Genomic DNA, 23,631 nt, shown 5'->3' on the forward strand with positions numbered 1-23,631 from the left:
TCGGGCACCGGGCCGTACGGGACGTACCGGGGACGGCGGGGGCTCGGGCGTCACCCCTTGACGGCGCCGGACATGATGCCTCCGACGATCTGCTTGCCGAAGATCACGAACACCAGGAGCAGCGGCAGCGTGCTGATCAGCGCTCCCGCCATCACGATGCTCTGGTCGGGCGTGTACGAGGCGCTCAGCTGGCCGAGCGCCACCTGCAGGGTGGGGTTCTGCTGGTTCAGGGCCAGATAGGGCCAGAAGAAGTCGTTCCACGCCTGCACGAAGGTGAGCATGCCCAGCACCATCATCGCGGGGCGGGCCGCCGGGAGGACCACACTGCGCACGATGCGGAGGTTGTTGGCACCGTCGAGCTTGGCTGCCTCGATGAGCTCGTACGGCAGCGCCTCCAGCAGGTACTGCCGCATGAAGAAGACGCCGAACGCGCTCACCAGGGTCGGGAAGATCACCGACTCCAGGTTCCCGCCCCAGCCGATCTTGGACATCATCATGAAGAGCGGGACGACGCTGAGCTGCGGGGGGATCGTCAGGGTGGCGATCACCGCGGTCATCAGCCCGCCGCGGCCCCGGAACCGCATCTTGGCGAAGGCGTACCCGGCCAGCGTGCAGAAGAAGAGCGTCGCCGCGGTGATGCAGCCGGAGACGATGACCGAGTTGACGATCGCCTTGCCCAGATGGGCCTGGTTCCAGGCCTCGTTCAGATTGTGGAAGAGCCGGCCGCCGGGCAGGAACGGTGGTGTGCTGGCCAGCACCTCGTCCTGGGTGTGGGACGCGGCCACCAGGGTCCAGTACAGCGGCAGGACGGAGCCGATACCGACGACGATCAGCGAGAGGTAGGCGAAGGGTCCGCCTTTCAGCTGCTGGCCCGCGCCGGGCCGGAAACGGCGGCGGGGAGCGGGAGGGGCGGCTGCCGGCCGGGTGGTGAGGCCGGGTGCGTGGGTGGGGCTGGTCATGGTCATGGATTTCGCTCCCGGTCAGGCCGCGGACTTGCGTACGAAGCGGCCGATGAGCCAGTTGATCGCGGCGATGATCAGCAACAGGGCGAGCATCGCCCAGGCCACCGCGGCGGCCGGGCCGAGATGTCCCAGGTTCCAGCCGTAGTTGTAGAGGTAGACGCTGAGCGTCTCGTACTGATTCTCATTGCCGCCGGTGGCGCCGAGGGTGCCGCCCTCCAGCAGCAGCGGCTCGCCGAACAGCTGCATGGAACCGATGGTCGAGATGACGATCGTGAAGAGGATCGTGGGTCGCAGCGAGGGGATGGTGACCTTCCGGAACTGCTGCCACCGCGAGGCTCCGTCGATCGAGGCCGCCTCGTACAGGTCGGTGGGCACCGCCTGCATCGCGGCCAGGTAGATCAGGGTGTTGTACCCCGTCCACCGCCAGATGACGATGACCGAGATGGCGATCTTCGACGTCCAGTGCCCGTTGGCCCAGTTGGTGTGGCCGAGGCCGATGAAGTGCAGCAGCCAGTTCAGCAGGCCACCGTCGGCCCGGAAGACCAGGGCGAAGACCAGGGCGGCCGACGCCACGGATGTGGCGTACGGGGTCAGGATGATGGTCCGGAAGAAGGTGCTGGCCCGCAGCTTGTAGTTGAGCAGATGGGCCAGGCCCAGGGCGACGAGCAGCTGCGGGACCGTCGACATCACACCGATCAGGAAGGTGTTGCCGACCGCGGTCCAGAACTCGGCGTCGTGCAGGATCCGGTCGAAGTTGGCCCAGCCGACCCACTGCATCTGGTCGAGGCCGGTCATCTCCACCCGGTGCAGCGCGATCCACCCGGTGTAGAGGAGCGGGTAGAGCCCGAAAGCACCGAAGACCAGGAAGAAGGGAGCGATGTAGGCGTACGGCGATGCCTTGTCGTCGAACCGCCACAGCCTGCTGCGCCACTTCTGCCGGCGGGCGGCCGCCGGACTCTGCGGGGAGGCGGAGGGGGGCGGGGTGTAAGCGTCCCGGGCGGGTGCCGAGGTGGACACGGTCGGGAGTCCTTCCCTGAGGGGCGCCGGCTCCGGTGTGGTGCCGGCCTGACGGCAGGGACCGGGCGGGCGGCCACCGGCCGCCCGCCCGGCGGTGGTCAGCCGATCGCCTTGTCGATCGCCTTGGTGGCGGCGGACCAGGCGTCGTCCGGGCTGGTGCCGCGCTGCTCCATGTTGTTGATCTGCGTGGAGAGGGTGTCCTTGATGACACCGTCCTTCTCACCGATCACGGCCTCGGGGATGGTCTTGGCCTCGTCGGCGTAGATCTGCCCGATCGGGGCGTTGTTGAAGTACGGCAGCTTGGCGTCCTTCACCTCGGGCAGGTCGTACGCACCCTTGTTGGACGGGAAGACGCCGATCGCCTTGAAGACCGCGGCCTGCTGGGCGGGGGCCGTCAGCCACTTGACGAGCGCGCTGGCCTCGGCGACGTGGCTGCCCTTCTTGGGTACGGCGAGGAAGGAGCCGCCCCAGTTGGCGGCCGTGGCACCGGGAGCAGTGGTGATGTCCCACTTGCCCTTGTTGGCCGCACCGGCGTTGGTCGAGATCTGACCCGCCATCCACGCGGGGCAGGCCACCGTGGCGACGGTGCCCTTGCGCAGCGCGGCCACCCACGGGTCGTTGAACTGGGCGAGGCCCTGGGTGAGCTTCTTGGACGCGGCGTCGGCGGCCAGGTTCCAGCCGTCCTTGACGCTGGGGCTGTCCTTGTAGATCGCCTTGCCGTCCGCGTCGTAGTACTGCTTCGCGTTCGAGCTCACCACGGCGTTGAACATCGCGCTCGCGGAGTCCATGAAGTACGTGCCGGCGGGCGCCTTCTTCTTGTACTCCTCACCGAGCTGGAGGTAGGAGTTCCAGCCGCCCGCGACCTTCTTGGCGACCGCGGCGCGGTCGGTCGGCAGGCCTGCCTTCTTGAACAGCTCGGTGTTGTAGCAGAGCGACATCGGACCGATGTCCGTACCCGCGCCGATGACCGCGCCGTCGGCCGTGGTGGCCTGCTTCTCCTTCCAGGACACCCAGTCACCGACGTTGATCACCTTGCTGAGGTCGGCGAAGTCGTTCGCCTTGGTGTCGACGACCTCCTTGATCCGGCCTACCTCGACGCCCTGCACATCGGCCAGCCCACTGCCCGCGTTCAGCTCCTGGAGCATCTTGGGGTAGTAGACCTTCTCGTCAGCGGTGACGTCTTCCTTCACCGTGATGTTCGGGTGCAGCTTGTGGTACTGGGCGAAGAGCCCGGCCTCCTTGTAGCCGAACTGCCCGTAGTCCGCGACGGTCAGGGTGAGTTTCCCGTTCGCGTCGGAGCTCTTGCCCGAGTCCGACGAGTCGCTGCTGCAGCCGGCCAGCAGCAGGGCGGTGGCTGTCAGGCCCGTGGTGGCGATGACCGCGGCTCTGCGGCGGCGACCGCCGACGGTGCGGGTGATGCGCATTCCACTACTCCTTGTTCCAGGGTGGGACTGGCGTTCTTACTGCGCGGCATACGAGCTGGTGCGTGCGCGTGCCGGGAAGTGCAAGGGGGGAGACACGGGCCGTTCGGTCCGTACGGGAGAAACCCGTGCGATGTGGGAGCGCTCCCATGCGCCGATGCCGGAAGGTTGCTGCCTGGGAGGGGTGGGTGTCAAGAGTTGAAGACGGTTCCGTTGCCCGAGCGTGTCCCGCACGTCACGAGAACGTGTCCCGCACGGGTCTTGCCGACACCGCGGCGACCCCGCGGCCAGGAGCGGTTCGACAGCAAGAGCCGCAGCTCAGAAGGGTGATGAACGCGGAGAGCCCCGCGCCGGGGCCGGCCGTGCCCGCACCGGAACCAGGTTCGCCGCCGTACACGGGGCGGCGAACGGGGCTTGGAGGGGCGGGCCGTTCCCGGCGGGAGCCGCCTTCTCTCCTCGAACCCCGTTCGAGGAGACGGGCGTTGGCGGGTACGTACCCGACGGGCCGCCCGGGGGTGCGTACCGGGCCCGGCAGGTCCGGGCACGGCGAACGCCCCGGCCGGGTGGGGGGTGCGCCGGCCGGGGCGTCGGTTCAGGAGAGGACGTCAGCTGTTCGCGGCGAACGCCTTCGTGAAGGCCAGGTCGTCCTGGACGACCGACGAGCACGTCGGGTCGGCCGAGTTCTTCGCACCACCGGGGCACTCCTTGTCCCGCGCACCCGACCACATCGAGAGCCGGCCCAGCCCCTTCGCCTTGGCGAACTCGGCAAGCTGCTTCGCGTCGTCGACCGTGAACTTCTCGGTGTTGACGTCGTTGACCCCGATCATCGGTGTCACCGCGACGGCCTTCCAGGCAGCGGCGTCCGAGAGTCCGAGGACCCCCTTGATCTGGGCCTGTGTGGCGGTCGCCGCCTGGGCCGCGTAGTCACCCATGTCGCCGCTGTACGAGGGCCCGTAGTCCATCGCCATGATGTTGACCGCGGAGATGTCGACACCGTTCTTCTTCGCGTCGGCAACGAGATCCACGCCCGGCTGGGTCAGCCCCTCGGGCATCACCGGCAGGGTGAACGAGACATCGAGCCCCGGGTGGGACTTCTGGAGCGCGGCGATGGCTTGCGCCCGGCGGGTGTTGGCCGCGGTGTCCGGCAGCGCGCCGCCCTCGATGTCGAAGTCGACCTTGGTGAGCTTGTAGGTGTCGATGACCTTGCCGTACGCCGCCGCCAGAGCGTCGGCGGACGAGCAGGCCGCGCCCAGTTCGGTGCCCGAAGCGCCGCCGAAGGAGACCCGGACGTCACCGCCCTTCGCACGCAACCCGCTGATCTGGGAGGCCACCTTGTCGTCGCCGAGGCCGGTGACACCGCCCCAGAGCGGGGCGCAGCTGCCGCCGGAGGTGACGAAGGCCAGGTTGAACTCCTTCACACCGGTCTTGGCCGTGGTGTCGAGGAGGTCGTACGCGGGGTAGAGCGAGGTGTCGACGTACGGGGCGAAGCCCGCACCGGACGAGCTGCCCTTCGGGGTGTCCGTACTCGTACCCGCGCCGGTCCCGGTGCTCTTGGTGGGGGTGGGCGCCGGGGCGCTCCCGGTCGATCCGGCGCCCGCGGTGGGCTTGGCGGACGGCTGCGGCGCCTTCGAGGGCTCGGACGTCGCGGTGGGCCGGCCGCTCGGCGCGGGCGTACCGCCGGTGTCGACCGAGCACTTGGTCCCGTCGATGACACAGCCGGTGGGGTCACCCGCGGTGGCGCCGGAGGAGGTGACGAAGCCGATGGTGAGGGACTTGCCGGCGGCGATTCCCGTCTTGTCCCACTTCGAAGGCCGCACCGTGACGTGCTGCCCGTCGACCGTGGAGTCGGCGTTCCAGAGCGAGCTGAGCTTCGTACCGGCGGGCAGGTCGAATTCGAGCTTCCAGTCCGTCAGTGCCTTGCCCGCGTCGTTGCTGACGACGTACTGGCCGGTGTAACCGCCCTGCCAGTCGCTGGTCTTGGTGTAGGCGGCGCCCACATCGGCGGCGTGCGCGGTACCGGTCAGCGCGAACGCTCCGCCCCCGGCGACGGCCGCGGCCATGACCGCGCCTATCGCCTTGGACTTGCCGCTCACCTTGCGCCGGTGGGTCGTCGTACTCATCGCGTGCCTGCCTCTGCGTTACGGAAGTGGGGGGTGTGGCAGCACGCTAGCGACTTCGAACCGGACAATTGGGCGGTTCGGGGCGACGGCCGGGGATCTTAGGGTGGGCTTAAGGAAGACAAAGGGAGCGGTTAATGCCGGGGCCGGCGGCGGCGCCGCTCAGCCGGACGCGGGTCCCCGGAGCGCACCGCGCCTGCGTCCGCGCACCCGGTGGCCGCGGGCCGCCGGTGTACGTCCGCCGTCGAGCGCGATCCACAGCCTGACCTCGGTACCGCCGAGGACCGAGCGGCCGATCCGCACGTCGCCGCCGGTCGACTCGGCGACCCGGCGCACGATGTCGAGGCCGAGCCCGGTGGAGCCCGCCCGCCCGCCGCTGTTGCCCCGGGTCAGGGCTGCCGCCGGGTCGGCGATGCCCTCCCCCGCGTCCGACACGAGCACGATGACGGCGTCCTCCGCGTGGTGCACGTCCACCGCGAAGGGGGTGCCTTCGGGGGTGTGGCGGAAGACGTTGCCGAGCAAGGCGTCGAGGGCGGCGGCCAGTTCGGTGCGTGCGACCGGGATGCGCACCGTCCGGCCCACGCCCGCGAGCCGTACCGTCCGCCCCTCGTCCTCCGCCAGCGCCGACCAGAAGGCCATCCGTTCCCGGATCACCTCGGAGACGTCGCAGCCCGCGCCCGCGCTCTGCTGCCCCTGGGTCTGCGGGCGCTGTTCGCGGGCCGTACGGATGATGGTGTCGACCTCGCGCTCCAGCTTCTCGACGGCGGCACGTGTCTGCTCGGCGGCCGGGCCGTCGCCCAGCGATGCCGCGTTGAGCCGCAGGACCGTGAGCGGGGTGCGCAGCCGGTGCGAGAGATCGGCGGCCAGTTCGCGCTCGTTGGCCAGCAGCTGGACGACCTGGTCGGCCATCGAGTTGAAGGCCCCGGCGGCCGAGCGGAGTTCGGTCGGTCCCTCCTCGGGGACCCGTACGGAGAGGCTGCCCTCGCCCAGTTCGTGCGCCGCCCGCGCGAGCCGCTGCGCGGGGCGCACCATGCGTACGCCCAGCCGGTCGGCGACGGCGACCGACCCGACGACCAGCGCGATGCCGACTCCGGCGAGGACCAGCCAGGCGGTGCCGACGCCGTTGGAGACCTCGCCCTCCGGTACGTACACCTCGACGACCGCGATGCGCCCGGTGGGCAGCGCGGTCGGCTGGAGGAGCGCCGAGCCGCCGGGCACGGCGGTGATCACCGCCTGCCGGCGCGCGGCTTCGATGTCCTTGGCCGCTGCCCGCCGGTGGCCTATCCCGGCCGGCCGGCCGCCCGGTTCGCCGGATGCGGGGATATGGACGGCGACCCGCCCTGCGGCGCCCGCCGGGGTGGAGGCGACCGCCTTCTCCAGCGCGAGACGGTCGGTGGTGATGGAGAGCGTGGGGGCGAGGGCCGCCGCGTTCCGTTCGGCGCCGGCGAAGGCCCGGTCGCTCGCCATCTCCTTGATGACCAGACCGAGGGGGATGGCGAAGGCCACCACGACCATGGCTGTGGCGGCCAGCGCCACCTTGACCAGGGCCCACCTCATCGGGGCGGCTCCAGCTTCACCCCGACGCCCCGGAGCGTGTGGAGATAGCGCGGCCTTGCGGCGGTCTCGCCGAGTTTCCGGCGCAGCCAGGAGAGATGGACGTCGATGGTCTGGTCGTCACCGTACGACTGCTGCCACACCTCGGCCAGCAGTTCCTTGCGCGATACGACCACTCCGGGGCGCCCGGCGAGGAAGGTCAGCAGGTCGAACTCCCGCCGGGTCAGGTCGAGCCGCACCTCGTCCAGCTCCGCCTGTCTGCGCAGCGGGTCCACGCAGAGGCCGCCGACGCGGATCAGCCGGGGCGGCGGCTCGGCGCCGGACCGGCTGCCGGCGCGGCGCAGTACGGCTGTCATGCGCGCGGACAGATGCTCCACGGAGAACGGCTTGGTGAGGTAGTCGTCGGCGCCGTCGTTCAGCAGCCGTACGATCTCCGCCTCGTCATCCCGCGCAGTGGCGATGATCACCGGTACGTCGGTGATGCCACGCAGCATCTTCAGCGCTTCCGCCCCGTCGAGATCGGGCAGACCCAGGTCGAGGATGACCAGGTCGAAGCCGAAATGGGCCACCTCACGCAACGCCTCCAGGGCAGTGCCGACGCTCCGCACTGTGTGGGAGGCCTCGGTGAGGTGCCGGATGAGGGCGGAGCGTACGAACTGGTCGTCCTCGACCACGAGCACACTTGCCATGGGCGGCACCGTACGCCATCCGGGGGGACTCGGTCGGCGTCTCGCCGTGTCGCGACACCGCCGGGACCCATGAGGCAGTATGGCGCGGTGATCCGACGACTGACGCAGGCCCTGGCATGGTCGCTCGCCACCGGGGCCGCGACCACGCTGACCTGGTGGGGGGTCCATTCGGTGATGGCGGGCACGGCCTACGACCCGCCCCGGGCGCTCCCGGTCGCGGGGAGCCCCGAGCTGCTCTCGTCGGCCACCCAGCGGCCCGAGGAGCCGGGCTCCGCCTCCCCGGGGGCGGCGGCCGGGCACGCGTCCTCCTCCGGGCACCCGTCCCGGAACTCCTCCCCGGCGCCCCCGGCGGCTGCGCGTCCCGGCTCCCGCACGCCGTCCGCGCCGCCGTCAGGGGCCTCGTCGGCGACTGGTTCACCGACGTCGCCCGAATCGTCCGGGGATGTACGGAGTTACACGGTCTCGGGCGGCCGGGTCGTCTTCGACCTGGGGGCGAGCTCGGCGGGCCTCGTGTCGGCCACACCGTCCGACGGCTGGCAGATGCAGGTCTGGAAGCAACCGCAGTGGATCCGCGTGACGTTCACCAAGGGACGGACGTCGGTCTCGGTGTTCTGCACCTGGAACGGCCACAAGCCGTCCGTGGAGGTGGACGACCACTGAAGGGCGCGGCGGGCGGGGCCCGGGCCGGGGCCGCCCTCCGCCCCGGGGGTGCGACCCCGGAAGGGGCTCCGCCGCAGCGGTCCCGGGACCCGGGAACCCGCTATCCGAAGACCGCGGGCGGCGGGGCGGGCGACGCCTGCGCGTCCGCGTCCCGGACCGCCTTCGCCCCGCCCGTGAAATCGGCCAGCCCCCGCCCGTGTTCCACCCGCCCTGCGTGGCCGTCGCCCGCCACCCGGCGGGTCAGCTCGGCGACGGGCAGCGGCGCCGCCGAGCCCACCAGCACCGCGTTCCCGAACCTCCGGCCGCGCAGCACCGCCGGTTCGGCCGCCAGGGCCAGTTCGGGGAAGGTCTCCGCCGCGGTCGCGATCTGGCCGCGCAGATAGGTCAGCGGCGGGCCGTCGGTGAGGTTCGCCGCGTACCAGCCGTCCGGCTTCAGCGCCCTGCGGACCTCGGCGAGGAACTCCGTACTGGTGAGGTGCGCCGGGGTCCGCGCACCGCTGAAGACATCGGCGACGATCAGGTCGGCCCAGCCGTCGGGGATCTTCCCGAGAGCGGCACGCGCGTCGGTGGAGCGGACCCGGATCCGGGCGCCGGGGTCCAGCGGCAGCACCCTGCGCACCAGTTGGACCAGCGGGCCGTCCACCTCCGCGATCTGCTGGGTGGAGCGGGGGCGGGTCGCCGCGACGTAACGGGCGAGGGTGAACGCGCCGCCGCCCAGATGCACGACGTGCAGCGGCTGTCTGGGCCCTCCCGCCAGATCGATGACATGGCCGAGCCTGCGCTGGTACTCGAAGTCGAGGTACGCGGGGTCGTCGAGATCCACATGGGACTGCGGGGCACCGTCGATCAGCAGGGTCCAGGCGCGCGGACGGTCACGGTCGGGCCTGAGTTCGGCGACCCCGCCGTCCACCTGCTCGACCACGGACTCCGGTGCGGAACGGCCCTGCCGCTTGTTCTTCGCCACTCCCCCAGTATCGCGTCCCGCCGCCGGCTCCCCCGTGTCACGCTCCCGTACCGCGGCGGCGCTCAGCGGGGGCGCCGGGCCGGCCGGGCGGTCACCGGCGGTTGTCCGCCGCCTCGATCAGCCGGGCCGCCTCGCCGAGGGCCGCCCTGAGCACGGACGGGTCGGTGACCGGCGCCGCCTCGGGCGGCAGCAGCCAGCCGGTGCCGCTGACGGGCGGCTCCTCGGGAATCCGCAGCCCGCGGCCGTTGGTCTGCGTACACGCGCTGCCCGGCAGGTCCCAGCCGTCGGCCGTACCCGGGGGTACGAGGAAGCCCAGGGTGTCGCAGCCGCCGTCGTGCAGGACCGGGCCGACGTCGGCCGAGTCCGCGCCCCTGCGCAGGATGTCCACCGCTTCGAGCCCCTGCCGGGCGGGGACCGTCACCAGATCGCACGGTTCGGCCGCGCCGTCGGGCAGTGCGCTGAGTTCCTGACTGGGCTTGTGCCGGGCGGTCGTTCTCGAACCGCTCATCTCGATACCGGTCTCCAACAAGGCAACCCCTCCTCGTTCTCCGCAAGGTTCAACGCCTGCGGGCGTCAAGGGCTACGGCACAGCGCCGCCATAAAGGATGGCAGTTCATGGCAAATCGCGGGTGAGATATCCGTTTTGTAGCTATACAGGGCGTGTGCGTCCCGTCACAGACGGTACGTTTTGCGCGCCGGAGCGGTCCGGGCCGGCAGCACCATCCGCCAGAGAGGGCTCGGCCATGGCGACGTCACGGGGGGTACGCAACCCGGCTTTCCGGCAGTTGCGCGGACAGCGCTCGCCCGGTGAGTTCGCGGCGGCCATCCGCCGGGCCGCCCGGGAGATCGGCGAACAGGTCGCCTGCGACGCCCGGTACATCGGGCGCGTCGAGGCCGGCGAGATCCGCTGTCCCAACTACGCGTACGAGCGGGTCTTCCTGTACATGTTCCCCGGTTCGACCCTGAAGGACCTGGGGTTCGCCGACCGGGAGACGGTACGCGGCCGGGGCCCCGGCGCCGCTGGGCCCCCTGCCCAGCCCCACACCAGCCAGAACAACGAGGAGAGCGACGTGCTGCGTCGCGCATTCATGGCCGGCGGTTCCGCCGCGATGGCCGCCGTCTCGCTGGGCCTCGGCCCGGCTTCCGTACCGTCCCAGCGCCATGTCGGTGAGGCCGAGGTCAGCGCCGTCGAAGCGGCCGTCCGCCAGATCCGACTGCTCGACGACCGGCACGGCGCCGCCGGTCTCTACCAGCGTGCGGCCCAGCCGCTGGAAGCGGCGTACGCCCTGCTCGACGCGGGCACCGCCCGCCGGGCCGCGGCCGACCGGCTGCACGCGAGCGCCGGTGAACTGGCCATCTCCGTGGGGTGGCTGGCGCACGACTCGGGCCGCTTCGACGACGCGCGCTCCCACTACGCGGAGGCCCTGGCCACCTCGCGGGTCTCCGGCGATCCCGCGCTTGAGGCCCACGCCTTCTGCAACACGGCGTTCCTGGCGCGGGACGCGGGGCGCCCGCGTGAGGCGGTGCGGGCCGCGCAGGCCGGGGAGCGCGCGGCGAGGCATCTGGCGTCGCCACGGCTGCTCTCACTGCTGACCCTGCGGGAGGCGGGCGGCTGGGCGGGGCTGGGCGACCGGGCAGCCTGTTCGACCACGCTGGTACGGGCCAAGTCCCTCTTCGCGCAGGGTGCGTCGGAAGCCGATCCGGAGTGGATGAGCTTCTTCGTCGAGGCCGAACTGGAGATGCTGGAGGCGCAGTGCTGGTCGGCGCTGAGCGACTGGCCACGCGCCGCCCAGCACGCCCAGCGGGCCGCCGAGCTCCAGGATCCGCACTTCGCCCGCAATCTGGCGCTCTACCGCGCGCAGCTCGCCGACGACCTGGTCAGGGCCGGTGCACCGGACCGGGCCGCGGCCGCCGGGCACCAGGTGCTCGATCTCCTGGACCAGGTCCAGTCGTCCCGTATCCAGGCGATGCTGGCCGGGACGGCCCGCAGGCTGCTGCCCGAGCGCCGGGCGGCCGGCGTGCCGGACTTCCTGGAGCGGCACGCGTCGACACCGCGCCTGGTCTGACGGCCGGGCCGGCCCCGGATCGTGCTCCGGAGCACCCACGCGTGACGGGCGGGGCCGTCACGCCTCCAGGTGACCGGTGTCGTTCCACCGCTCGACCGCCGGCGCGCCGTACGCCCAGCCCAGTACCGAGAGCGAGGCGGGAGCGAGCCGTATCCGGGCGCCGAACGTCAGGTCGTAGCCCAGCCAGCGCGCGGCGAGCGCCCGCAGGATGTGACCGTGCGCGAAGACCAGGACATCGCGGTCCCCCGCGCGGATCCGGTCGATCGCCTGGTCGGCGCGCGCGGTGACGTCGGCCACCGACTCGCCGTCGGGCGCCCCGTCGCGCCAGATGAACCAGCCGGGCCGGAGGGCCTGGATCTCAGCCGGGGTGAGCCCTTCGTACGCCCCGTAGTCCCACTCCAGGAGCGCGTCCCACTCCTCCGCGCGGCCGGCGAATCCGGCCAGGGCGCAGGTCTCGCTCGCCCGCAGCAGTCTGCTGGTGAAGACCCGGGTGTCCGGCACCCCGTCCCACGGCGCCCGGTGCAGCCGCTTGCCCAGCAGCTCCGCCCCCTCGCGTCCCTCGTCGAGCAGGGGGATGTCGGTCCTGCCGGTGTGCTTCCCGGACAGCGACCATGCGGTCTGTCCGTGCCGGACCAGCAGCAAGCGGGGTGCCATGACGCTCTCTCCTAGCGTGCGGTGATGCTCCTCCCATCATCGCGTACGGCTTCCGGGAGCAACCCGGGGGACGGTCCTGACGTCCCCCCTACCGTGCCCCCGCAATGAGGGGCCGCCTGAACTTGTCATTCCATACGCCCTATGGTGGTACGCCGGGTGACAGGCCCCGTTTGAACAGACGATGGAGAGCATTCGGATGCCGTACACCGCGAACCGTGACCGGCCCCGCTGGTGGACAGAGCTCCTTGTGATCGCTGTCGTCTACACCGCGTACTCGTCGGGCCGGCTGCTGGCCCGAGGCAACACCGAGGACGCCGTCGACCACGGGCTGTCCCTCCTGCGCGCCGAGAAGTTCCTGCACATCAATGTCGAACACCCGCTGAACAGGCTGTTCACCCACACCCCTGCCATCGGGATACCCGCCGACTTCGCCTACGCCTCACTGCACTACGTGGTCACCCCTGCCGTCCTCATCTGGCTCTTCCGGCGCCGCCCCGCCCAGTACCGGGCAGCACGCACCTGGCTGATGATCTCCACGCTGCTCGGCCTGATCGGCTTCACGCTGACGCCGACCTGTCCGCCGCGGCTGCTCGCCCCGGCCGAGGGTTTCGTCGACACGATGGCGCAGTACAGCTCGTACGGCTGGTGGGGCGACGACGCGAGCGCGCCGCGCGGGATGGGCGGGATGACGAACCAGTTCGCCGCGATGCCCAGCCTGCACGTGGGGTGGGCGCTGTGGTGCGGGATCATGCTCTGGCGCCACGGCCGTACGCCGCTGGCCCGAATACTCGGGGTGCTCTACCCGTTGACCATCACCTTCGTGGTCCTGGGGACGGCCAACCACTATCTGCTCGACGCGATCGCGGGGGTCGCGGTGATGGGTGTGGGGCTGCTGCTGTCCCGGCCCGCGGTACGGCTGGCCGACCGGGTACGCACCAGGTTCTCCTCCGCTGCGACTGACGGGCCGTCCCCGATTGTCGGTGCCGGATGCAAGACTTCCCCGGGTGAGCGATTCCCCGGGCAGCGGACCTCCTCCGCCTCCTCCTCGACCTCTCCCGCGTCAGCAGGCGACACCGCAGACGACGGCACTCCGACAGCGGCTCGCTGAGCTGCGCGGTCCTTCGGTCGCGCCCCAGCCGCTGGACGCCCGCGCGCTGGCGGCCCTCGCCGCCAACCCGGGCTGCGAGCGGCGCGCGCTGCTCGACGGCGCCGGGGTGAACAAGACGGTCCTCGCCCAGGCTCTCGGCTCCCCATCGGACTTCGGCCAGTCCCAGTTCGCCTTCATGCGGGGCAACGCCTTCGAGGCCAGGGTCAAGGCCGACGGCGGCGCCGACCTCATGCGGCTGCTCGCGGAGTGCACGGGCACGGCCGAGCCGGCCGATGTCGCGGTCCCCGATCTCGCGGCTGCGGGCCCGCAGGGCCGCGCGGCCCGCACCGCGCTCGCCCTGCGCGAGGCCACGGAGGCCGGCGGGTGGACCCTGTTCGACCATCCGATGCTGGTGCTGGAGGTGGCGGGCTCCCCGGCCTACCTGGAGCCGGACGCGGTGGTGGTGGACCCGGCCGGGCGCTGGACGGTGATCGAGATCAAGTCCTTCCCGATGATCGACGCGTCGGCGGACGCGGCGAAGGTGGGCGCGGCCGCCCGCCAGTCCGCGGTCTACGTCCTGGCGCTGGAGCGGATCGCGGCGCACACCCCCGGTGCGTCGGTGCACGACCGGGCCCTGCTGGTCTGCCCGAAGGACTTCTCCAATCTCCCGACGGCCTCGGCCGTCGACGTAAGGAAACAGCTCGCGGTCACCCGCCGTCAGCTGGCCCGGCTGACCCGTATCGAGGACATCGCCGCCGCCCTGCCCGAGGGCACCACCTTCGACCCGGGACTGCCGCCCGCCGAGCTCACGGCCGCGGTCGAATCGGTCGGCGCGGCCTACGCACCGGAGTGTCTGGCCGCGTGCGAGCTGGCCTTCCACTGCCGCACCCGGGCCCGTGGCGCGGGCGCGGTGGAGGCGCTGGGCCGCGGGGTCCGGGGGGAGCTGGGCGGACTCACGACGGTCGACGCGGTGCTGGCCGCGGCGCACGGCGAGGAGGGCGACCCGTCGGATCCGACGGTGGCCGCGCTGCGCAGGGCCGCGGCGTTGCGCGCGGAGGCCCTGGGGAGCGCCGCGTGCTGACGGCCGCCCGCGTCCGGCGCGCCGCCGGAATCCCGCAGCAGGAAGGAGCGCCGCCATGTCTCTGATCAGTACGCTCGCCCGGCTGGAAGCAGTGCGCTCCGGACGGGCGGAGCCCGCCGCCACGGTCCGCCACCGCCACCTCTCCGCCCGTCCGCTGGTCTTCGTCCCGCTCACCACGTCGGGCGAGGCCGGAGCCCCGCTCGGGGCGCTCGTCGGTACGGACCCCGCCGCGCCGAGACTGCTGGTCGTCGCCCAGCCGCGCGACCGGGACCTGCGGTTCGCGTTCCTCGCCGAGCTGGCCGAGGCCGTCCTGCCGTACATCGACGGGTACGCCGACGACGTGGAGGCGGCCGAGCGCTCCGAGACCGACCCGGAGACCAGGAAGAAGGTCAAGGTCGAGACCGAGCTGTGCGCGGACGCCCCGCAGCTGATCGTGCCGGGCCGGGCGGGCATCGACTTCGTCCGGCTCCTCGGCCGGTCGATGCGCTTCCGGCGTACGGCCGAAGAGGATCCGCAGACGCCCTATCCCGCACCGCCCCGCGTCCCACTGCTCGGCCGCTGGCTGACGCACTACGGGGAGCGCGCCCGGGTCCCGGGCTCCTCGCTGCTGCTCGCCGTCACCGACCTGCTCAACCGCCACTGGGCCACCGGCCAGAGCAGCCTGGAGGACCAGCACCTGGGCGCGCTGCTCGCCTGGATCGACCCGGCCGGCGGGGAGTCCGGGGCGGAGGCCGCGCTCCGTGCCGAGCTGGGACGCGACGGGGAGGGGCAGTTGCTCTGCCCGCCCGCCGGGCCCGCCACCGATCCGGCCTTCGACAACAGGCTGCTGGCCCCGGCCGTCGAGCGGTACGACGCCGCGCGTACGGCGCTGGCCGCCGCCGAGGACGGCCCCGCGGCCGACGACCGGCTCGGTGAGCTGACGGCGGCCGAACGGGAGATCCGCCGGCTGCTGGCCGGGCAGCTGCGCCCCACCTGGGACGCGGTGTGGCACGGCATCGGGCTGCTGAACGGCCTGCCCGAAGGGGCCAGGGCCGGTGACCGGTGGACCCGGGACCGCTGGTCGTTCACCGGCCACCGGGACCGGGTGCGGGCCGGTGAGCCGCCGCAGCCGCGCCACGACGACGCGGTGACGGCGGCGCAGAAGCTCGCGACGCGTGAGGCCGCGCAGACACAGCTGGAGGCACAGGAGGCGCTGGACGACCCCCTGGTGATGGCCGGGCGGCGGCTGGCCGGGGAGGCGTTCGCCGGGGAGGTGACGGACGTGGTGATGGCGTGGAGCGAGTCGAAGCGTCCCAGCCCGCGTCCGCTGGTGACGCTCCGCACGGACGACGCACCGCACCTCGGGGAGCGGGCCAAGGTCCACCGCGCGCTCCCGGGCGATCCGCCCAGGGCACAGACGGCCGAGTTCGTGCGGTACGAGGAGGACGGCTCGCTGGTGCTGCGGCTGACCAACGGCATGGGCCGCTCGAAGGACCCGGCCCCGGGGACCGTGCCGGAGAAGGGCGACCGGCTGTGCTGGACGCTGTTCGAGCACACTTCGCGCGGCGGCCCCGAGCTGCCCGCCCAGGAGGACACCCCGTGGACGCACGGCGGCCCGCCGGCCGCCACCGGCCCGTCGGACCTGTCGTCCACCGTGTCCGGTGGATCCGCGCTGCCCGCGGCTTCCGGCTCCGCTACGAGCCCCGACCCCGTCACCCCCGAGGACCTGCTGTGACCTTCGATCCCGGTGCGGAGGCGGCCCGCGCCACGCAGGCCATCCTCGACGACACCCTGCACGGCACCGCCCGCGGTGTCGTGGTCGACTCCCCGCCGGGAGCCGGCAAGTCGACGCTCGTGGTGCGCGCGGCGCGTGAACTGGCCGCCGCCGGAAGGCCGCTGATGGTGGTCGCGCAGACCAACGCCCAGGTGGACGATCTGGTCGTCAGGCTCGCCGGCAAGGACCCCGGCCTGCCGGTCGGGCGGCTGCACAGCAGCGATCCCGACCCGTACGACAAGGTGCTGGACGACCTGCCGAACGTCCGCACATCCGCCAAGGCCGCGGACCTCGCCGGGCTCGACGTGGTGATCTCGACAGCCGCGAAGTGGGCCCATGTGAAGGGCGTCGAGCCCTGGCGGCACGCGATCGTGGACGAGGCGTACCAGATGCGCTCGGACGCGCTGCTCGCCGTGGCCGGGCTGTTCGAACGGGCGCTGTTCGTGGGCGATCCGGGCCAGCTCGACCCGTTCAGCGTGGTCGGCGCCGAGCAGTGGGCGGGTCTGGCCTACGACCCGTCGTCCAGTGCGGTCTCCACTCTGCTCGCGCACAATCCGGAGCTGCCGCAGCACCGGTTGCCGGTCTCCTGGCGGCTGCCCGCTTCGGCGGCGCCGCTGGTCTCGGACGCGTTCTACCCGTACACGCCGTTCCGCAGCGGTACGGACCACGGCGACCGGCGGCTGACCTTCGGGGTGGCGTCGGACGGTTCGGGGCCCGACCGGGTGCTGGACGAGGCGGCGCAAGCGGGCTGGGGCCTGCTCGAACTGCCCGCGAGACACACACCGCGTACGGATCCGGAGGCGGTGCGCGCGGTGGCCCTGGTGGTGCGGCGGCTGCTCGACCGCGGGGGTGCGGCGGTGAGCGAGCAGTCGGCGGATCCGGTACCGCTGACGGCCGACCGGATCGCGGTGGGCACCGCGCACCGCGACCAGGCGGCGGCGGTCCGGTCCGCGCTCGCGGAGCTCGGGGCGACGGGCGTCGCGGTCGACACGGCCAACCGCCTCCAGGGACGCGAGTTCGACGTCACGGTGGTGCTGCACCCCCTGTCGGGCCGCCCGGACGCGACGGCGTTCCATCTGGAGACGGGCCGCCTCTGCGTACTGGCGTCGCGGCACCGGCACGCCTGCATCGTCGTGTGCCGGGAGGGCGTGGCCGACCTCCTGGACGAGCACCCGTCGACGGAACCGGTCCAACTGGGGGTGACGGTGAAGTTCCCGGACGGCTGGGAGGCGAACCACGCGGTCCTGGCCCACCTCGCGGAACACCGCGTCCCCTACCGCCCGGCCTGACCCCGCACAAACCCCGCCCGGCAGGACACCCCGTGCCGCGCAGGGGCCGGGCGGAGTCCGGCACGCCGTCGCAGACGGCAGACAGGCACAGCCCGGACGGCTGGGAGGCGAACCACGCGGTCCTGGCCCACCTCGCGGAACACCGCGTCCCCTACCGCCCGGCCCGACCCCGAACAAACCCCGTCCGGCAGGACACCCCGTGCCGTCCCTGCGGTGTGACACGGTGCGGGGCGCTGTCCCCGACGCCTCCTTGCGCGGGGCGGGACAATGGACGGTGGCCGGAAACCCACCGCGGGGACCGGGGCACCACGCACCATCCGGAGTCCGGGCCCGCCGGGCCCGCCGGCGAGACGCGGAACGGCACAGCAGGAGGCACACATGGCGGAGCCCGAACAGCGCGAACGGAAGCCGCGGCCCGCGCCGCTGCTCTTCGAGCCTTCCGAGGCCACCGCCGACCCCGAGCACTTCTTCGACCTGGAGTCGATCGACGACCCGGCGGCGCTGCTCACCCGCGCCACCGAGCTGACCCTGGCCTTCCGGGCGGCGACGGACCGGGCTGTCGAGTTCCAGGCGGTCGCCGCCGCACAGCTCGCCGACCCGCGCCGCTTCGACCGGCTGACGGCGGCGGACATCGCCGCGCGGGCGCACTGGACCGAGGACTACGCGAAGAAGATGGTCGAGTTCGGCCGGGATCTGCTGCGAGGTCAGCCGTCCTGACGCGCCGGCCGGGGCGGCCCGGCCGGCCCGCGAGCCACCCGGGCATATGCCGTAGGACAGGGCCTCCAGGCAAGACCGACGGGCAAGATACGCCTTCCCGGGCCGCCTGTCCCGGTTTCTGCCAACCCAGCGGAGTGGTTCTCTCACTCCGGGTAGACCTGGTCGGCATGAGCGCATGGCAGCGAAACGACGACAGCGCGACAGTCCTCTCCGGCAAGGTCACGGGGCGCCGGGCCTCAGACAGCCGGGCCCAGGGGATCCAGGGCTCCGGCAGCCGTTCCTCCGCGGGGCTCAGCCGGATTCTCGACGCACAGGACGACGGGCAGCACGCCACGGCGGTCACCCCGGCCGGCGCGGGATGGCTCGCCTCCGCCGCCCCGTACCCGCGCAGTGCGCTCTCGCTCTGGGAGTCCAGGCCCACCACCCCGAACGTGCTGGACTGCGGGTCGGTCTTCGACGTGGTCAACGTGCCCGCGATCTTCGGCCGGCGGATGCTGGACACCCTGTGGTCGGAGGGCCCCGGATCGGGCCCGGTCGCCGGTCACCGCGGCCGGGTCCTGCTCTTCGCCGCCCCCGGCACGGCCCAGCGGCTGCCGTCCCTGCTGCACTGGGAGGAGTGGGGCGACGCGGTACCGCCGCTGCTCTGCCACGGCACCGGCGACGCCGTGACCGTACCCGCGCTGACCTCCTCGGTTCCCCGCACGGGGCCGCGCTGGCTGGTGGCCCCCGACACTCGCCATCCCTGGCTCCCGGGGCCCGAGGTGATGCTCTGGGCCTGCGTCCGCGCGGCGCGGGCAGCGGCGGCTCCGGTGCCGAAGGCGGGCGGCTTATCGATTTTTCTCCGCGCCGATCCGGGTGCTAAGGTCTACGACGTCAGCAGGCGCCGCTAGCTCAGTTGGTTAGAGCAGCTGACTCTTAATCAGCGGGTCCGGGGTTCGAGTCCCTGGCGGCGCACCGACGGAAGAAGCCCCTCGCGGAAGCGGGGGGCTTCTTCGTTCTGCGGCCTCGAACGGCAGGGCGCCGGCCTCTCAGACCACCGGCGTGACCTTGACGGTCCAGGCCCCAGACGGCGTACGGTCCGCCACCTCCACCTTCGTCCCGTTGCCGGGCACGGTGAACGTCTCCCCGACCCCGAGCGGCGCGTCGGCCAGCGGCGGATAGACCGATGTCCCCCAGCAGGCGGAGCTGTGCGGGTGGGCGTCGACCACCCGGACCGCACCGTCGCCGGAGGCCAGATCCGCCTTCACCCGGTAGATGAGGATCCCCTCCGAGCAGGTCGTCGCGTCGTTGCCCGCCGCCGTGCGCGCCTCGATGGCGAGGGCGCTCTCCAGCCCGGTCCGCAGGATGAGGAGCCGGGTCCCCGCGGTGTCGGCGCCGGGGGCCGGGACCTCCTCCAGCGGCTCCAGCGTGAACATCTGCGCGTTGGTCCCCCGCAGACAGCCGACCTGCCGACGGTCCAGCCACCCCAGCTTCCACTTGTGCCAGCCGAAGAAGTCGGGGGCGAGCCCGAACTGGCTGCCCATGACGTCCCAGTCGCCCACATAGGTGTCCCAGTCGCCCTTGTCGTCCGACGGGCGGTGGTAGAGATCCGGCAGGTCGAAGGCGTGGCCGGTCTCGTGGGCCAGCACGTTGCGGTCGGGCGGGTGCCGCTCGAAGCCCGTGACGAAGCGCCGGATCTCCGTACCGTCGGCGTGCAGCGGGGTATCCAGGTTGACCACCTTCGTGGCGTCCGAGTCGACGCCCGGCGCATCCGGGTCGGCGATCAGATAGACGAGGTCGTACTTGCTGAAGTCCACCGCCGGATCGGCCGCGTCCACCGCGTCCCGCAGATACGCGTCGCGCTCATCCGGGCTCCAGTCGCGCCGTATCGCGTAGGCGGAGGCCGGTTTCGGCATGGTGGTCCACCGCTTCATCGGATGCGGCCGCAGCGTGAACTTCCCGTACGAGGCCCGCCGGAAGAACGTGGTCGTCGAGGGGAAGTAGTCGGCCGTCAGCTCCTGCGGGGTGTCGTCAGGGACGGCCCCGGGGAAGGACAGGAAGATCATGACCGCGTCGAGCGTCCCGACCGGCCGGGGGTAGGCGGAGTTCCAGCTGTCGAGGCCGAGCGAGTGGTGGGCGTCGGTACGCGGCAGCGCGCACGCGCCCGCGCCGCCCACGGTGGCGACCGCGGGCCCGGCGACCAGGGATGTCGCGGTGAGCGCCATGAACGAGACGAAGATGGCGGCGGCCTGCCGCAGACGGCGCCGGTCCACTCCCCCGGGTGCCTGCCGACGCTGCACGTAGACCTCCGGGTTCGGGGCGGGGGGACACCCCACCCACCCTGGGCCGGTTTATATGGTTATGTCCTGTCCAGCTGCCCCAGGCGAGTGACTCGGCCGACACCCCGGACCTTTACGGAAAGTCACAACTGATCACGTCAGAAAGACCCCGGACCACAGCCGTGCAGAAACGATCACCCTTGGGCGCGGGAGGGACCACCGCGCGCCATCAAGGCTGGAACGGTCCTTGCTTCAACCTCTATGATCGGCACACTTTCCCATGTGGACACGCGCTTCCGGCGTTCCTCCGCCGCCGGGCCGACGAACCCAGGACCCACCTGTTCGAGACGACTGCACCGCAGGAGCCAGCCGTGAACGGAACCCCCGAAGGACCGGGTCCGGTGCCGGGATCCGTCCGGCCACCGGTCACAGAGCGTCAGACCGTCGGCCGAACCGCAGCCGAGCTGCACGACTACCGCGCCGCCTTCAACACCGCACGGCTCGGTATGGCCGTCGTCGACCGCGAGGGGCTCGTCGTCTCCGCCAACGCGGCACTCGGCGGGCTGCTCGGCGCCGAGCCCGCCGCACTGACCCGGCAGACCGCGTCCTGTCTGATGGATCTCGCAGCGGACACGCACACCTGGTACGCGTATCACGACGTGCTCCGGGGCCGCCGCGCCAGCTTCCGCTGCACCCGGCGCATCAAGCACTCCGACGGTCACTCCCTCTGGGCGGAGGTCAGCGTCGCCCCCTTCCCCGACAGCTCCCAGGTACTGCTCTCGGTCGCCGACGTCAGCGACCGGCGGGAGCTCAGGGCGAGACTGCGCCACCTCCAGATGCACGACCCGGTGACCCGGCTGCCCAACCGCACCCTCTTCTTCGAACGGCTCTCGGCGGCGCTCGACCCGTCGGCGCGCGACCAGCGGGGAACCGGCCGGATCGGGCTCTGCTATCTGGACCTGGACGGTTTCAAGGCGGTCAACGACACCCTGGGCCACCACTTCGGCGACCGGCTGCTCGGGGTGGTCGCCGCCCGGCTGACCCGCTGCGCCGAGCAGACCGGCGACGGCCGCAGCGGCCATCTGGTGGCCAGGCTCGGCGGCGACGAGTTCGCCCTGCTGGTCGAGGACTCCACCGGCACGGAGCAGCTCGCCGCGCTGGCGGCCTCCGTACTGACCGCGCTCCAGGAGCCGTTCGACCTCGGAGGCCAGCGGCTCTCGGTCTCCGCGTCGATCGGGGTGGTGGAGCGGCTCATCGACGGCACCGGCGCCACCGGCCTGATGCAGGACGCCGACACCACGCTGTACTGGGCGAAGGCGGACGGCAAGGCCCGCTGGACGCTCTTCGACCCGGAGCGCAACGCCCACCGGATGACCCGGCAGGCGCTCTCGTCGACCCTGCGTCCCGCCGTGGACGACGGCGAATTCGTGCTGGAGTACCAGCCGTTGATGGATCTGGCGGACGGGGAGATCAAAGGGGTGGAGGCGCTGGTCCGCTGGGACCACCCGCAGTTCGGGCGGCTGGCGCCGAACAAGTTCATCGGGCTGGCCGAGGAGGACGGCTCCATCGTCCAGCTCGGCGCCTGGGTGCTGCGCACCGCCTGCCGCCAGGCCCGGGCGTGGCAGCTCGAACACCCCTCCCGTCCGCCGCTGTTCGTGAGCGTCAACATCGCCGTACGGCAGGTGTGGGACTCGGATCTGGTCGCCGATGTCGCCGGGATCCTCACGGAGACCGGCCTGGCTCCCGAGCTGCTCCAGCTGGAGCTCACCGAGTCGGCGGTGATGGGATCGGCAGGCCGTCCTCTCCAGGCGCTCCAGGACCTCAGCGACATGGGGGTGCAGATCGCGATCGACGACTTCGGGACCGGCTACTCGAACCTCGCGTATCTGAGCCGGCTGCCGGTGTCCGTGCTGAAGCTGGACGGGTCGTTCGTGCGGGGATTCCGCTACGACGCGGGCGCGCACCCGAACCCGGCGGACGAGATGATCGTCGAGGCGCTGGTACAGCTCGCGCACCGGCTGGGTCTCACGGTCACCGCGGAGTGCGTGGAGACGACGGGGCAGGCGGCCCGGCTGCGCAGGATCGGCTGCGACACCGGACAGGGCTATCTGTACTCACCGGCGGTGGCCCCCGAGGAGATCGGCGCCCTGCTGGCGGGCACCGTCGCACTGCGGCGCTGACGCCGGGAGCGCCCGCCCCGGCGGGGCGCACCGCAGTGACGGTGCACCCCGTGGTGGCGGCCGTACTACCCGGGCAGCCCGTACGCGTCGGCGATCAGTTCGTACGAACGCAGCCGCGCCTCGCCGCCGTGGGCGTTGGCTGTGATCATCAACTCGTCGGCGCCCGTGCGCTTCTGGAGGTCGTCGAGCCCGGAGCGGACCTCGTCGGCGGTCCCCGCGATGATGTTGCTGAGCCAGCCGTCCACGAAGTCCCGCTCCACGGCGGTGAATTCGTGTGCCGCCGCCTCTTCGGGCGTCGGCACAAGACCCGGCCGCCCGGTACGCAGCCGGACCATCGAGAGCGCGCCGGAGAGGATCTGCCGGTGGGCCTCCTTCTCGTCGTCGGCCGCGAGGGCGGCGACGCCGATCAGGGCGTACGGGGCGTCGAGCACCGCCGAAGGCCGGAACGACTCGCGGTAGAGGTCGAGGGCCGGGATGGTGTTCTGCGCCGAGAAGTGGTGCGCGAAGGCGAACGGCAGTCCCAGCGTGCCCGCCAGCCGGGCGCTGAAGCCGGACGAGCCGAGGAGCCACACAGGGGGGCGGCCCGCCGGGCCCTGGACCGGGCCGGGCACGGCGTGGATCCGTGCGTACCGGTGCCCATCGGGGAAGCTGTCGTCCAGGAACCGGATCAACTCCGCCAGCTGTTGCGGGAATTCGTCGGCGCCCTCGTGGAGCCGGTCGGAGCGGCGCAGCGCGGCGGCGGTGGCGCCGTCGGTGCCGGGGGCCCGGCCGAGGCCCAGGTCGACGCGGCCCGGGGCCATCGCCTCCAGCGTGCCGAACTGCTCGGCGATCACCAGCGGCGCGTGGTTGGGCAGCATCACTCCGCCGGAGCCGAGCCGGATGCGGTCGGTGTGGGCGGCGAGGTGCGCCAGCAGCACCGCGGGCGACGAGGAGGCGACCCCGGGCATGGAGTGGTGCTCGGCCACCCAGTACCGGTGGAAACCGCGGCGCTCGGCGAGCTTCGCGATCTCCACTCCGGTACGGATGGCCTGGGTGGCGGTGCGGCCCTCCCCCACGGTCACCAGGTCCAGTACGGACAGGGGTACGGGGGCGGTTCCGGCCGCCTTGCCTTGAATCGGGTCCACCGGGCTCGGCCTTTCTGGTTGTCGGCCAGGTACGGCTT

General features: G+C 72.3%; 20 protein-coding genes and 1 tRNA gene. 10 read left to right on the forward strand and 11 right to left on the reverse strand.

Translation table 11 applies throughout. The features are described from left to right. Nucleotides 1–50: 50 nt before the first annotated feature. The 6 genes from OG917_RS12220 to OG917_RS12245 form a co-directional block, all read right to left on the reverse strand. Nucleotides 51–965: a carbohydrate ABC transporter permease gene (locus OG917_RS12220; RefSeq protein WP_328317603.1), complete on the reverse strand. Its 915-nt coding sequence runs from the start codon at nucleotides 963–965 to the stop codon at nucleotides 51–53. A 15-nt stretch (nucleotides 966–980) separates the two neighbouring features. Continuing rightward, on the reverse strand, nucleotides 981–1,979 hold the full coding sequence (locus tag OG917_RS12225; RefSeq protein WP_328317604.1) for a carbohydrate ABC transporter permease: 999 nt from the start codon (nucleotides 1,977–1,979) through the stop codon (nucleotides 981–983). A gap of 98 nt (nucleotides 1,980–2,077) precedes the next feature. Then, complete coding sequence (locus OG917_RS12230) at nucleotides 2,078–3,403, reverse strand: ABC transporter substrate-binding protein (RefSeq protein ID WP_328317605.1); 1,326 nt, start codon at nucleotides 3,401–3,403, stop codon at nucleotides 2,078–2,080. 602 nt (nucleotides 3,404–4,005) lie between these two features. Then, nucleotides 4,006–5,520 (reverse strand): glycoside hydrolase family 18 protein, encoded by a 1,515-nt coding sequence (locus OG917_RS12235; protein ID WP_328317606.1) that lies wholly within the window; start codon nucleotides 5,518–5,520, stop codon nucleotides 4,006–4,008. A gap of 159 nt (nucleotides 5,521–5,679) precedes the next feature. After that, nucleotides 5,680–7,074, reverse strand: coding sequence for a HAMP domain-containing sensor histidine kinase (locus OG917_RS12240; RefSeq protein ID WP_328317607.1), 1,395 nt, complete (start codon nucleotides 7,072–7,074; stop codon nucleotides 5,680–5,682). Continuing rightward, complete coding sequence (locus OG917_RS12245; protein WP_328317608.1) at nucleotides 7,071–7,760, reverse strand: response regulator transcription factor; 690 nt, start codon at nucleotides 7,758–7,760, stop codon at nucleotides 7,071–7,073. The genes OG917_RS12240 and OG917_RS12245 overlap by 4 nt, the downstream gene beginning before the upstream one ends. 69 nt (nucleotides 7,761–7,829) lie before the next feature. Between OG917_RS12245 and OG917_RS12250 the strand changes: the two genes are divergently transcribed. Further along, the gene (locus OG917_RS12250) at nucleotides 7,830–8,420 is read left to right on the forward strand and encodes a hypothetical protein (protein WP_443058949.1); all 591 of its coding nucleotides are present in this window, start codon (nucleotides 7,830–7,832) and stop codon (nucleotides 8,418–8,420) included. A 100-nt stretch (nucleotides 8,421–8,520) separates the two neighbouring features. Here OG917_RS12250 and OG917_RS12255 read toward each other — a convergent pair whose 3' ends face one another. Continuing rightward, a complete protein-coding gene (locus OG917_RS12255; RefSeq protein WP_328317610.1) occupies nucleotides 8,521–9,384 on the reverse strand; it encodes a spermidine synthase in 864 nt (287 codons plus the stop codon). A gap of 91 nt (nucleotides 9,385–9,475) precedes the next feature. Then, nucleotides 9,476–9,892, reverse strand: a complete 417-nt coding sequence (locus OG917_RS12260; protein WP_443059072.1) for a hypothetical protein — start codon at nucleotides 9,890–9,892, stop codon at nucleotides 9,476–9,478. A 235-nt stretch (nucleotides 9,893–10,127) separates the two neighbouring features. Here OG917_RS12260 and OG917_RS12265 point away from each other — a divergent pair, with 235 nt between their 5' ends. Continuing rightward, nucleotides 10,128–11,450 carry a tetratricopeptide repeat protein gene (locus OG917_RS12265; protein WP_328317612.1) on the forward strand — a complete coding sequence of 441 codons (1,323 nt, stop codon included), beginning with the start codon at nucleotides 10,128–10,130 and terminating at the stop codon, nucleotides 11,448–11,450. 57 nt (nucleotides 11,451–11,507) lie between these two features. On the opposite strand, the gene OG917_RS12270 is transcribed toward OG917_RS12265, so the two are convergent. After that, nucleotides 11,508–12,104 (reverse strand): histidine phosphatase family protein, encoded by a 597-nt coding sequence (locus OG917_RS12270; protein ID WP_328317613.1) that lies wholly within the window; start codon nucleotides 12,102–12,104, stop codon nucleotides 11,508–11,510. Nucleotides 12,105–12,300: 196 nt separating this feature from the next. Here OG917_RS12270 and OG917_RS12275 point away from each other — a divergent pair, with 196 nt between their 5' ends. The 7 genes from OG917_RS12275 (at nucleotide 12,301) to OG917_RS12305 (ending at nucleotide 18,985) form a co-directional block, all read left to right on the forward strand. After that, nucleotides 12,301–13,212, forward strand: coding sequence for a phosphatase PAP2 family protein (locus OG917_RS12275; protein ID WP_443058950.1), 912 nt, complete (start codon nucleotides 12,301–12,303; stop codon nucleotides 13,210–13,212). After that, complete coding sequence (locus OG917_RS12280; protein ID WP_328317615.1) at nucleotides 13,109–14,272, forward strand: hypothetical protein; 1,164 nt, start codon at nucleotides 13,109–13,111, stop codon at nucleotides 14,270–14,272. The genes OG917_RS12275 and OG917_RS12280 overlap by 104 nt, the downstream gene beginning before the upstream one ends. A 55-nt stretch (nucleotides 14,273–14,327) precedes the next feature. Further along, nucleotides 14,328–15,986, forward strand: a complete 1,659-nt coding sequence (locus OG917_RS12285) for a hypothetical protein (RefSeq protein ID WP_328317616.1) — start codon at nucleotides 14,328–14,330, stop codon at nucleotides 15,984–15,986. Continuing rightward, on the forward strand, nucleotides 15,983–17,314 hold the full coding sequence (locus tag OG917_RS12290; RefSeq protein ID WP_328317617.1) for an AAA domain-containing protein: 1,332 nt from the start codon (nucleotides 15,983–15,985) through the stop codon (nucleotides 17,312–17,314). Before OG917_RS12285 ends, OG917_RS12290 begins: the two co-directional genes overlap by 4 nt. A gap of 378 nt (nucleotides 17,315–17,692) precedes the next feature. After that, on the forward strand, nucleotides 17,693–18,031 hold the full coding sequence (locus OG917_RS12295; RefSeq protein ID WP_328317618.1) for a hypothetical protein: 339 nt from the start codon (nucleotides 17,693–17,695) through the stop codon (nucleotides 18,029–18,031). A 167-nt stretch (nucleotides 18,032–18,198) separates the two neighbouring features. Then, on the forward strand, nucleotides 18,199–18,921 hold the full coding sequence (locus tag OG917_RS12300) for a hypothetical protein (protein ID WP_328317619.1): 723 nt from the start codon (nucleotides 18,199–18,201) through the stop codon (nucleotides 18,919–18,921). Beyond that, nucleotides 18,912–18,985, forward strand: a tRNA-Lys gene (locus OG917_RS12305). Before OG917_RS12300 ends, OG917_RS12305 begins: the two co-directional genes overlap by 10 nt. 74 nt (nucleotides 18,986–19,059) lie before the next feature. Here OG917_RS12305 and OG917_RS12310 read toward each other — a convergent pair. Then, on the reverse strand, nucleotides 19,060–20,310 hold the full coding sequence (locus OG917_RS12310) for a M6 family metalloprotease domain-containing protein (RefSeq protein WP_328317620.1): 1,251 nt from the start codon (nucleotides 20,308–20,310) through the stop codon (nucleotides 19,060–19,062). A 350-nt stretch (nucleotides 20,311–20,660) separates the two neighbouring features. Between OG917_RS12310 and OG917_RS12315 the strand changes: the two genes are divergently transcribed. Then, nucleotides 20,661–22,469 (forward strand): putative bifunctional diguanylate cyclase/phosphodiesterase, encoded by a 1,809-nt coding sequence (locus tag OG917_RS12315; protein WP_328317621.1) that lies wholly within the window; start codon nucleotides 20,661–20,663, stop codon nucleotides 22,467–22,469. A gap of 65 nt (nucleotides 22,470–22,534) precedes the next feature. Here the strand turns inward: OG917_RS12315 and OG917_RS12320 are convergent, their stop codons facing one another. After that, the gene (locus OG917_RS12320) at nucleotides 22,535–23,593 is read right to left on the reverse strand and encodes an LLM class flavin-dependent oxidoreductase (RefSeq protein ID WP_328317623.1); all 1,059 of its coding nucleotides are present in this window, start codon (nucleotides 23,591–23,593) and stop codon (nucleotides 22,535–22,537) included. Nucleotides 23,594–23,631 lie beyond the last annotated feature (38 nt).

The sequence above is a fragment of the Streptomyces sp. NBC_00388 genome, assembly GCF_036061255.1.
GTDB lineage: Bacteria > Actinomycetota > Actinomycetes > Streptomycetales > Streptomycetaceae > Streptomyces.

Coding starts and splice junctions, on each gene's coding strand:
- OG917_RS12285 (WP_328317616.1), top strand. CDS start 14,328: ATGTCTCTGATCAGTACGCTCGCCCGGCTGGAAGCAGTGCGCTCCGGA.
- OG917_RS12235 (WP_328317606.1), bottom strand. CDS start 5,520: ATGAGTACGACGACCCACCGGCGCAAGGTGAGCGGCAAGTCCAAGGCG.
- OG917_RS12265 (WP_328317612.1), top strand. CDS start 10,128: ATGGCGACGTCACGGGGGGTACGCAACCCGGCTTTCCGGCAGTTGCGC.
- OG917_RS12245 (WP_328317608.1), bottom strand. CDS start 7,760: ATGGCAAGTGTGCTCGTGGTCGAGGACGACCAGTTCGTACGCTCCGCC.
- OG917_RS12250 (WP_443058949.1), top strand. CDS start 7,830: ATGAGGCAGTATGGCGCGGTGATCCGACGACTGACGCAGGCCCTGGCA.
- OG917_RS12260 (WP_443059072.1), bottom strand. CDS start 9,892: ATGAGCGGTTCGAGAACGACCGCCCGGCACAAGCCCAGTCAGGAACTC.
- OG917_RS12300 (WP_328317619.1), top strand. CDS start 18,199: ATGAGCGCATGGCAGCGAAACGACGACAGCGCGACAGTCCTCTCCGGC.
- OG917_RS12240 (WP_328317607.1), bottom strand. CDS start 7,074: ATGAGGTGGGCCCTGGTCAAGGTGGCGCTGGCCGCCACAGCCATGGTC.
- OG917_RS12295 (WP_328317618.1), top strand. CDS start 17,693: ATGGCGGAGCCCGAACAGCGCGAACGGAAGCCGCGGCCCGCGCCGCTG.
- OG917_RS12230 (WP_328317605.1), bottom strand. CDS start 3,403: ATGCGCATCACCCGCACCGTCGGCGGTCGCCGCCGCAGAGCCGCGGTC.
- OG917_RS12270 (WP_328317613.1), bottom strand. CDS start 12,104: ATGGCACCCCGCTTGCTGCTGGTCCGGCACGGACAGACCGCATGGTCG.
- OG917_RS12220 (WP_328317603.1), bottom strand. CDS start 965: ATGACCATGACCAGCCCCACCCACGCACCCGGCCTCACCACCCGGCCG.
- OG917_RS12275 (WP_443058950.1), top strand. CDS start 12,301: ATGCCGTACACCGCGAACCGTGACCGGCCCCGCTGGTGGACAGAGCTC.